We start from the raw sequence: 9499 nt of genomic DNA, 5'->3' as shown, positions 1-9499 counted from the left end.
GCCCTGCAGCGCGCCGACCTGCTGGTCGCGCTCGGTGCCCGGTTCGACGACCGCGTCACCGGGAAGCTGGACGGGTTCGCGCCGCACGCCAAGGTCGTGCACGCCGACATCGACCCGGCGGAGATCTCCAAGAACCGGCACGCCGACGTCCCGATCGTCGGGGACGCCCGCGAGGTGATCGCCGACCTGGTCGTCGCCCTGCAGAACGAGCACGAGGCGGGCCGTAAGGGCGACTACACCGACTGGTGGCGCCAGCTCAGCGCCTGGCGCGAGACGTACCCGCTGGGCTACGACACCCCCGACGACGGCTCGCTGTCGCCGCAGTACGTCATCGAGCGGATCGGGCAGATCGCCGGGCCGGACGCGTACTACGTCGCGGGCGTCGGGCAGCACCAGATGTGGGCCGCGCAGTTCATCAAGTACGAGCGGCCGGGCGCGTTCCTGAACTCCGGGGGCGCCGGGACGATGGGATACTCCGTCCCGGCGGCGATGGGCGCCAAGGTCGGCGCGCCGGACTCCACGGTCTGGGCGATCGACGGCGACGGCTGCTTCCAGATGACGAACCAGGAGCTCGCGACCTGCGCGATCGAGGGCATCCCGGTCAAGGTCGCCGTCATCAACAACGGCAACCTGGGGATGGTCCGGCAGTGGCAGACGCTCTTCTACGAGGGCCGCTACTCCAACACGAACTTGCACTCGGCCAGGCGGATCCCCGACTTCGTCAAGCTCGCCGAGGCGTACGGGTGCGTCGGCCTGCGCTGCGAGAAGGCCGAGGACGTCGACGAGGTCATCGCCAAGGCCATGGAGATCAACGACGCCCCCGTCGTGATCGACTTCGTCGTCCACCAGGACGCCATGGTGTGGCCGATGGTCGCGGCCGGCACCGCCAACGACGACATCAAGATCGCCCGGGACATGGCGCCCGACTGGGAGAACGGAGACTGACCCCGATGAGCCTGCACACCCTCTCGGTGCTGGTGGAGAACAAGCCCGGCATCCTGGCTCGGGTCGCGGCGCTGTTCTCCCGGCGCGGCTTCAACATCGAGTCCCTGGCGGTCGGCACCACCGAGCATCCGGAGATCTCCCGGATGACGATCGTGGTGAACGTCGCCGACCTGCCGCTGGAGCAGGTCACCAAGCAGCTGAACAAGCTGATCAACGTGCTGAAGATCGTCGAGCTGGATTCCTCGGCGTCCGTCCAGCGCGAGCTCGTGCTGGTCAAGGTGCGCGCCGATGCCGAGACCCGCTCGCAGGTCCTGGAGACCGTGACGCTGTTCCGCGCCAAGGTGGTGGACGTCGCGCCCGACGCCGTCACGATCGAGGCGACGGGCAACCGCGACAAGCTGGACGCGTTCATCAGGATCCTGGAGCCGTTCGGCATCAAGGAGCTGGTGCAGTCGGGCATGGTGGCCATCGGCCGCGGCGCCCGGTCCATCACCGACCGCTCGCTGCGGTCCATCGAGCGCAGCGCCTGATCCGCGACCCGCACGCCGCCCTCGGGCGGCACCAACCACACCAACGAAAGGCAACAGCACTGTGGCTGAGATGTTCTACGACGACGCCGCCGACCTGAGCGTGATCCAGGGCCGGCACGTGGCGATCATCGGCTACGGCAGCCAGGGGCACGCGCACGCGCTCTCGCTGCGCGACTCCGGCGTCGACGTGCGGGTCGGGCTCCGCGAGGGGTCGGCCAGCCGGGAGAAGGCGGAGGCCGAGGGCCTGCGCGTGGTCACCCCGGCGGAGGCCGCCGAGGAGGCCGACCTGATCATGCTGCTGGCCCCCGACCACCACCACCGGGAGATCTTCGAGAAGGACATCAAGCCCGCCCTCGTCGAGGGCGACGCGCTGTTCTTCGGCCACGGCTTCAGCATCCGCTACGACCTCGTCCAGCCGCCGGAGGGCGTTGACGTGGCCATGGTGGCGCCGAAGGGCCCGGGCCACCTCGTGCGCCGCCAGTTCGTCGCCGGGCGCGGCGTGCCGGTGATCGTGGCCGTGGAGAAGGACGCGTCCGGCAACGCCTGGCCGCTGGCGCTGTCCTACGCCAAGGCCATCGGCGGCCTGCGCGCGGGCGGCATCAAGACGACCTTCACCGAGGAGACCGAGACCGACCTGTTCGGCGAGCAGGCGGTGCTGTGCGGCGGCGTCTCCGAGCTGATCAAGACCGGGTTCGAGGTGCTGACCGAGGCCGGCTACCAGCCGGAGGTCGCCTACTTCGAGGTCCTCCACGAGATGAAGCTGATCGTCGACCTGATGTACGAGGGCGGCGTGTCCAAGATGTACTGGTCGGTGTCCGACAACGCCGAGTACGGCGGCTACAGCCGCGGCCCGCGCGTGATCACGCCGGAGACCAAGGCCGCGATGAAGAAGATCCTCGGCGAGATCCAGTCCGGCGAGTACGCCAAGGAGCTGGTGGACGAGTTCGAGGGCGGCCAGAAGAAGTTCACGCAGTACCGCGAGGAGCTGGCGCAGCACCCGATCGAGAAGACGGGCGCCGAGCTGCGCCCGATGATGAGCTGGCTCAACGACTGAGCCGTTCCGTGACGGCGCGGGGACCGGTGCGCGGTCCCCGCGCCTTCGCATGCCCGGCGGCGCCGCGCGGGCCCGTGTGCTCAGCGGCGGAGGCGGCGGCGGATCCTGGCGCGCAGTGAGGCGGGCTCGGCGGCCTCGGCCACGAGCAGGGCCAGGTGGCCGCCCTTGGTGAAGTAGACGGTGACGTCCTTCGTTCCGACGGCTCGCCGCTGCGCCGCCGCCTTGACCCCCTCGGCGCGCACGGACCCGAATCGGGCCTCGCGGGTGACGCCGAGCGCGGTCGCGGTGACGTGCACGTCCCAGCGCCCCGGTTCCACGGCGGCCGGGTCGGCGACGACCTCGAACCCTCCGGAGCGGCCCGCGCGGGGATCGGCGACGAAGCCGTGCTCCTTGCCGGACGAGCGTTCCCGCAGGACGACGTCGACGGACGTCCGGCCGGTCTCGACGCGCTGGAGGGCGGCGGCCCCGCGGATGCGCACCTTCCTGCCCTGCCAGCAGACGGCCTCCAGGCGGTGCTCGACGCCGACCTCGGTGGTGATGTCGGCGTCCTGCCGGGAGACGCCGCGCAGGTAGGGGTACATCGCGTAGATCCGGCCGCCGACCACGACCGCGCCCGCCGGGGCCCCCTCGACCTCGTCCCGGATCAGCCGCTCCAGCTCGTCGCGCAGGCCGTGCTGGATGCAGAACGCCCTGAGCCGGGCGGACGCGGGCATCGCCGCGCGGGCGGCCTCGCTCAGCCCCTCCTCGCCGAGGACGCGGCGGGTGCCCTCCAGGAGCCGCTCCCGCTGGGGGCCGTCGAGGGCCAGGAAGCGGTGGTCGTACACGCGCAGGACGTCGCGCAGGACGCTGATGGTGCTGTCCGAGGTCACGGGGCATCTCCTGATCGGCCGGGGACTTCGGTCACGGTAAGGCCCCGACCCGTCGCGCACAGTGAAAACCGGCCGGTGTGTCGTCCCGGATGCATACTCGGTATTGCCTGCCGCATACTCGGTATGCATACTTGGTAGGCATGTCCATCCGTCACGGTCTGCTCGCCCTGCTGTCCCAGGGGCCCCGCTACGGCTACCAGCTGCGCGCCGAGTTCGAGTCGTCCACCGGCGCCACCTGGCCGCTCAACATCGGCCAGGTCTACTCCACCCTGTCCCGCCTCGAACGCGACGAGCTCGTCACGCGCGGGGACGCCGACGACGAGGGCCGGTTCGTCTACCGGATCACCCCCGCGGGGGAGGAGGACGTGCGGCGGTGGTTCGCCACCCCCATCGCCCGCTCCGACCGCCCCCGCGACGAGTTGGCGATCAAGCTGGCGATGGCCGTCACCACGCCCGGCGTCGACACCGCGCACGTCGTCCAGACCCAGCGCACCGCCACGCTGCGCACCCTGCAGGACCTCACCCGCCTCAAGGCCGGCGCGCCCGCCGTCCCCGCCGACCAGGGCGACCGCGCGTGGCGGCTCGTCCTGGAATCCATGATCTTCCAGGCGGAGGCCGAGGTCCGCTGGCTGGACCACTGCGAGGCCTACGTCGCCCGCGCCGAGGCCACCGCGCCCGCCCCGGTCGAGGCGCCCGCTCCGGTCGACGAGGAGGCGCGGCGATGAGCCTTCTTGCGATGCGGGAGGTGTCCCGCGACCACGGCGCCGGCCCGTCCCTCGTCCACGCGCTGCGCGAGGTGACGCTGGACGTCGCGGCGGGGGAGTTCGTCGCCGTGATGGGCCCCTCGGGCTCCGGCAAGTCGACCCTGCTGACGCTCGCCGGCGGGCTCGACCACCCCACGGCCGGCCGGATCCTGGTGGACGGCGCCGACCTCGCCGGGCTCGGCCAGGCCGGGCGGGCCGCGCTGCGCCGCCGCGGCGTCGGCTACGTCTTCCAGGACCTCAACCTCATCCCGAGCCTCACCGCGGCCGAGAACGTCATGCTGCCGCGCGAGCTGGACGGCGTCCGCGCCCGCACGGCCCGCCGCGAGGCGCGGGAGGCGCTCGCGGAGGTCGGCGTCGCCGAACTGGCCGACCGCTTCCCCGACGAGATGTCCGGCGGCCAGCAGCAGCGCGTCGCGATCGCCCGCGCGCTGGTCGGCGAGCGGCGGCTCGTCCTGGCCGACGAGCCGACCGGGGCGCTCGACAGCCACACCGGCGAGGACGTGCTGCGCGTGCTGCGGGCCCGCTGCGACGCGGGCGCGTCCTGCCTGATGGTCACGCACGAGTCGCGGCACGCCGCCTGGGCCGACCGGATCGTGTTCCTGCGCGACGGCCGGATCGTCGACGCCACGCCCGGTGCCACCGGCCCCGAGAGCCTCCTCCAGGAGAACCTGTGAACCGCTACGTCTTCGCGCTGCGCATGGCCCGCCAGGACGCGCTGCGCGCCAAGGGCCGCACGGCGCTCGTGCTGTCCATGATCGGCCTGCCGATCGGCGTCGTCGTCGCCCTGGCCGTGCTGCGCTCGACCGCCGGTGCGGGGGCCGACGCGGAGTCCGGCGCCCCGAGCGCCGCCGAGTCGGCCGTGCTCGCGATGATCGTCGCGATGGTCGTGCTGGAGGTCGTCCTGCTCGCCGGGCCGGCGTTCATGGTGGACGTCCGGCGGCGGCGCCGCGAGCTCGCGCTCGTCGCGGCGTCGGGCGGTGCGGGCCGGCACCTGCGCGCCGTCGTCCTGGCGAGCGGCCTGCTCCTCGGCGGGATCGCCGCGCTGGCCGGGGCCGGGCTCGGCATCGCCGCCGCGGCCGTCGTCGCGCGGCTCGGGTCCCGACCGGACGGGCTCGGCCCGCTGACCGTGCCGTGGACCGTCGTCGCCGTGACGATGCTGCTCGGCGCCGGCAGCGGGGTGCTCGCCGCCCTGGTGCCCGCGCGTCAGGCCGGCCGGATGGACGTCGTCGCCGCCCTCGCCGGCCGCCGCGAACCGCCCGGCCGGGCGCGGCGCGGCCTGCCGATCGCCGGCGGCGTCCTCGTCGTGGCGGGCGTGGCGGGATCCCTGGAGGGCGTCCGGGTGCTGCGCGAGTTCGGCGCCGCGCTCGGCGCCGTGGCGATCATCATCGGCCTGGTCCTCGCCGGTCCGTGGATCGTCGAGACGACCGGGCGGCTCGCCCCCCGGCTGCCGCTGCCGCTGCGCCTCGCCGTCCGTGACGGCGCCCGCAACCGGGCCCGCACCGCGCCCGCGGTCGCCGCGATCATGGCGGCCGTGGCGGGCGCCACCGCGCTGGCCATCGGGGGCGCCAGCGACTTCCGGCAGCGGCAGGTGGAGTACCAGGCGGTGCTGCCCCACGGCTCGGCGCTGATCCGTGTGACGCATGCCGAGCAGGAGGGCGCCGTGGCCGCCGCCGTCCGGCGCGACCTGCCGGGCGTGCCCCTCGTCCCGCTGCGCACCCTCCCTGGGCCCTGGGGGGAATGCCTCGGCGGGGACAGCGCGAAGTGCCTCTCGCTCTCCCTCTCGGTCAAGCACGCCGGGCCGCAGGCCGAGGTCCTGCAGGTCGTGGCCGGCGGTCCCCGGGAGGCCCGGATGCTGCTCGGCCGCGACGATCCCGCGGTGTCCTCGGCGCTGGACGCGGGCAAGATCGTCCTGTTCCGGGCGCGGCCGCCCGACCACGGGACGGTCAGCGCCGCCGTGACCTACTGGGACGACGACAAGGAGCACACGCTCGCGACGATCAAGGACCTGCCGGCCGTCGCCGCCCAGGGCGACCCGCACGTGCCGGCCATCGTCCCGCCCAAGGTCGCGGAGACGCTCGCCGGGAAGACGGGCCTGCCCATCCGGACGGAGGCGTTCGGGATCGACCGCGCCGACCACCGGGTCACCAAGGCCGAGCAGGCCCGGCTGACCAGGACCATGCGGACCTTCGGCCCCAGCGACAGCGCGGTGCGCGTCGAACGGGGCTTCACCGAGTCGTACGGGCGCGTCACGCTGATGCTCGGCGGGGCCGCGGCCGCCCTGGCGCTCGGCGCCACCCTGATCGCCACCGGGCTCGCCGCCGCGGACGCCCGTCCCGACCTGGCGACCCTGCGCGCCGTCGGCGCCCGGCCCCGCACCGGCCGGCTGCTGACGATGGGCCGGGGCGCCTTCATCGCCGGGCTCGGCTGCTGGCTCGGCATCGCCGGCGGGCTCGTCCCCGGCCTCGCGGTGACGCGCCCGCTCACCGACAGCCTGGAGGAGACCGGCGCCGCCCCGCACGGCACGATCGTCGACATCCCGTGGCTGCTCCTGATCGCGCTGGCGATCGGCGTCCCGCTCGTCGCGGCGCTCGTCGCCGGAGCGGTGACCGGCGGCCGCCTCCCCGCGGTCCGGCGCACCCCCGGGTAGGGACGCCCGGGGCCCCTCAACCACGCGCCGGCGCTGGTGATAGCGTCCGGCGCGTGGTCGAGGCGGTGGCGGTGCAGGGACCGGCGGGCGGCTCCTCCGCGGGCCGCGGGGGCGCCCGCCGCCGGCGCGCCGCCCTGGCGGCGCTGGTCGCGGCGAGCGCGCTGCTGTACGGGACGTACTCGCTGATGCGGCTGCGCGCCTTCCGGACGGGCAGCTACGACCTGGTGATCTTCGACCAGGCGATCCGCTCCTACAGCCGGTTCGGCCTGCCGGTCGCCATCGTCAAGGGCGTCCACAACGACTTCGGCCCGGACTTCTCGATCCTCGGCGACCACTTCTCGCCCCTCCTCGCCCTGCTCGCGCCGCTCTACTGGATCCACGACGGACCGGCGACCCTGCTGGTCGCCCAGGCCGTCCTGCTCGCGCTCGCGATCCCGCCGATCTGGCGGTACACCGAGCGCAGGCTCGGCGCCCGTGCCGCCTACTGCGCCGCGGGCGCCTACGCGCTGTCCTGGCCGATCGCCGAGGCGCTCGCCTTCGACTTCCACGAGGTCGCCTTCGTGCCGCTGCTGTCGGCGCTGATGGTCGAGCGGCACGACGCGGGACGGCGGCTCCAGGCGGCGGCCGCCGCGTTCGCCCTGCTCCTGGTGAAGGAGGACATGGGGCTGCTGCTCGCGGGCTTCGGCCTCTATCTGCTCACCCGTCCCACCGGGCGCGGGCGGCGGAGCCTGCGGGGCCTGCGCGGCCTGGGCGGACTCCTGCCGCCGGGAGACCGGCGGGCCGGCCTGGCCTACGTCGCGGCGGGGGTCGCCGCGACCTGGGCCTGCTCGCGCGTGGCCGTCGCGGCGTTCGGCGGGGACAACGACTACTACTGGGCGTACGGGGCGCTCGGTCCCGACCTTCCCCACGCCGCGGTGCACGCCGTCACCCATCCCTGGGACGTCCTCCGCGTCCTCGGCGACCCGCCGCAGAAGCTCCTCACGATGGCTCTGGTGCTGCTCCCGCTGCTCCTGCTGCCGCTGGCGTCACCGCTGACCCTCACCGCCGTCCCGCTGCTCGCCGAGCGGATGCTCGCCAGCCGTTTCAGCAACTGGTGGGAGCCCCACTACCACTACAACGCGTTCATCGTCGCCGTGCTCGTCCTGGCGGCCGCCGACGGCGCGGCCCGTCTGCGCGGACGGCTCCGGTTCGCGCGAGGCGCGCCGGGACGGCTGCCGTCCGCCGCGCCGATGGCGGGAATCCTCGCGGTCACGGTCGCTTTCGCGCCGTTCTTCGCCTATCGCCATTTGGCCGACCCCGCGCTGTGGCGGCCGAACGAGCGGGTCCGGGCCGCGTCCGCGGCCGTCGAACGCATCCCGGACGGCGCGCTCGTCGAGGCCGCGAACGGCCTCGGCCCGGCGCTGACGTCCCGCGCCCGCGTGCTGCTGTGGGACGACCGCTCGCACGGCGCGCCCTGGGTGATCGCCCAGGTGGAGCGGCTGGAGTTCCCCTTCGCCTCGCCCGCCGAGCAGCGGCGGCGGGTCGAGGGGCTCAAGGCGGAGGGGTACCGGGAGGTCTTCCAGAGAGAGGGCTACGTCGTCCTGCACAAGGACGTCCCGGATCCCTGGTGAGGCGGGGGCCCGGCGGGCGGGTCCCCGGTAAGGCGAACGCCTGATAGGGCGAAACGCGGCTTTTGGACAGATTGTCCGATGACCGATCATCGTCGCACGGGTAAGAATTCGAGTGAAGGCGCCTCCCGGCCAATCATCCCTACCCTTTCTGGGTACTTTGCCAGATACTTGAAGAAAGCCGTTACGGCCGGGGCCGGCGCGGGAGGAGAGCCTGCGCGAACACCCTGTGACCTCGGCCGGAGCGGGCCTTGGGGCGTGTACATGAGCGGTGTGAGGCTGAACGGCGGCGAGGCGAGGGCACCGGTGGGCGGTGGCCCGGAATTTCTCGTCCGGCGGGCAATGCGACGGGCAGGCGAATCCCCGACGATCCGCGCGGCGGACCGGGGAACCGGTCACGGCGGGGAGCCGTGACATGCCGGGGCGGGAGGACATGCCGGGGCGGGAGGACCGGGACGTCCGGCGCTTCGAGACGTGCGGGCGGGCGTGGATCGGCGTCCTGCGGCACGTGTGGGCGGCCGGGGAGGCGGGGCTGGAGGACGGCGGGCCCATCATCGAGGGGCCGCCGCTGCTGTTCGAGATCTGCTCGCTGAGCTGGGAGGACCCGATCCTGCGCGAGTACGGCGACCGGGCGCGCCTGGTCCGCCGGGCGCAGGAGCGCACCCGCCGGGCCGTCCGCGGGCGGTTCTGGCCGCGGCTGCACGACCTGCAGGGCCACGACCAGATCCGGTGGGTGGTGGACCTGCTGCGCGCGAGGCCGTGGACCACCAGCGCCTGGATCTCGCTCACGATCCCGGGCGAGCCGGCCGACGGGCTGCCGGCGCTCACCGCGCTGTCGTTCCGCATTCGCGGCTACCGTCTGATCATGACGGCGATGTTCCGGTCGCAGAACGTCCACCGCGCCTACCTGGCCTACATCCCGCTCCGCGAGGTGCAGGTCCAGGTCGCCGACGAGCTGGGGCTGCCGCCCGGGCCGCTGCGGGTGTTCGTGGACGTCCCGCACGTGCACGTCGGCGACGCCGAGCGGGTCGCGTCCGTGCTCGCCTCCGTGCCGGAGCCGAACGCCGCCTGACGAATCATTAC

The 9499-nt window shown here is 73.8% G+C and carries 9 protein-coding genes; 8 read left to right on the top strand and 1 reads right to left on the bottom strand.

From position 1 onward, the window contains the following. The 3 genes from AB0C69_RS31505 to ilvC all read left to right on the top strand — a co-directional run. Positions 1-945 (top strand): thiamine pyrophosphate-dependent enzyme (locus AB0C69_RS31505; protein WP_360358649.1); only part of this gene is annotated, 945 nt, incomplete at its 5' end. A gap of 5 nt (positions 946-950) precedes the next feature. Next, positions 951-1475, top strand: coding sequence for an acetolactate synthase small subunit (gene ilvN / locus AB0C69_RS31500; protein ID WP_345174819.1), 525 nt, complete (start codon positions 951-953; stop codon positions 1473-1475). A 70-nt stretch (positions 1476-1545) separates the two neighbouring features. Further along, complete coding sequence (ilvC, locus tag AB0C69_RS31495) at positions 1546-2529, top strand: ketol-acid reductoisomerase (protein ID WP_345174821.1); 984 nt, start codon at positions 1546-1548, stop codon at positions 2527-2529. An 80-nt stretch (positions 2530-2609) separates the two neighbouring features. Here the strand turns inward: ilvC and AB0C69_RS31490 are convergent, their stop codons facing one another. Continuing rightward, entirely contained in the window at positions 2610-3398 is a 789-nt protein-coding gene (locus tag AB0C69_RS31490) for a hypothetical protein (RefSeq protein ID WP_360358648.1), read from the bottom strand. A gap of 140 nt (positions 3399-3538) precedes the next feature. Between AB0C69_RS31490 and AB0C69_RS31485 the strand changes: the two genes are divergently transcribed. The 5 genes from AB0C69_RS31485 (at position 3539) to AB0C69_RS31465 (ending at position 9488) form a co-directional block, all read left to right on the top strand. Further along, complete coding sequence (locus tag AB0C69_RS31485) at positions 3539-4123, top strand: PadR family transcriptional regulator (protein WP_360358647.1); 585 nt, start codon at positions 3539-3541, stop codon at positions 4121-4123. After that, positions 4120-4836, top strand: coding sequence for an ABC transporter ATP-binding protein (locus AB0C69_RS31480; RefSeq protein WP_360358646.1), 717 nt, complete (start codon positions 4120-4122; stop codon positions 4834-4836). Before AB0C69_RS31485 ends, AB0C69_RS31480 begins: the two co-directional genes overlap by 4 nt. Continuing rightward, positions 4833-6809, top strand: a complete 1977-nt coding sequence (locus AB0C69_RS31475) for an FtsX-like permease family protein (RefSeq protein ID WP_360358645.1) — start codon at positions 4833-4835, stop codon at positions 6807-6809. The genes AB0C69_RS31480 and AB0C69_RS31475 overlap by 4 nt, the downstream gene beginning before the upstream one ends. A 53-nt stretch (positions 6810-6862) precedes the next feature. After that, positions 6863-8419, top strand: a complete 1557-nt coding sequence (locus AB0C69_RS31470; protein WP_360358644.1) for a DUF2079 domain-containing protein — start codon at positions 6863-6865, stop codon at positions 8417-8419. 412 nt (positions 8420-8831) lie between these two features. Continuing rightward, a complete protein-coding gene (locus tag AB0C69_RS31465) occupies positions 8832-9488 on the top strand; it encodes a hypothetical protein (RefSeq protein ID WP_345174829.1) in 657 nt (218 codons plus the stop codon). The last annotated feature ends 11 nt before the right edge of the window (positions 9489-9499 follow it).

Origin of the sequence: Actinomadura sp. NPDC048032, from assembly GCF_040653175.1 — a bacterium.
GTDB classification, from domain to species: Bacteria; Actinomycetota; Actinomycetes; order Streptosporangiales; family Streptosporangiaceae; genus Spirillospora; species Spirillospora verrucosospora.
This window is presented reverse-complemented; position numbering and strand designations above follow the sequence as displayed.

Excerpts from the sequence above, each read along its gene's own strand:
- ilvN (WP_345174819.1), top strand. The coding sequence starts at position 951 with ATGAGCCTGCACACCCTCTCGGTGCTGGTGGAGAACAAGCCCGGCATC.
- ilvC (WP_345174821.1), top strand. The coding sequence starts at position 1,546 with ATGTTCTACGACGACGCCGCCGACCTGAGCGTGATCCAGGGCCGGCAC.
- AB0C69_RS31485 (WP_360358647.1), top strand. The coding sequence starts at position 3,539 with ATGTCCATCCGTCACGGTCTGCTCGCCCTGCTGTCCCAGGGGCCCCGC.
- AB0C69_RS31480 (WP_360358646.1), top strand. The coding sequence starts at position 4,120 with ATGAGCCTTCTTGCGATGCGGGAGGTGTCCCGCGACCACGGCGCCGGC.
- AB0C69_RS31465 (WP_345174829.1), top strand. The coding sequence starts at position 8,832 with ATGCCGGGGCGGGAGGACATGCCGGGGCGGGAGGACCGGGACGTCCGG.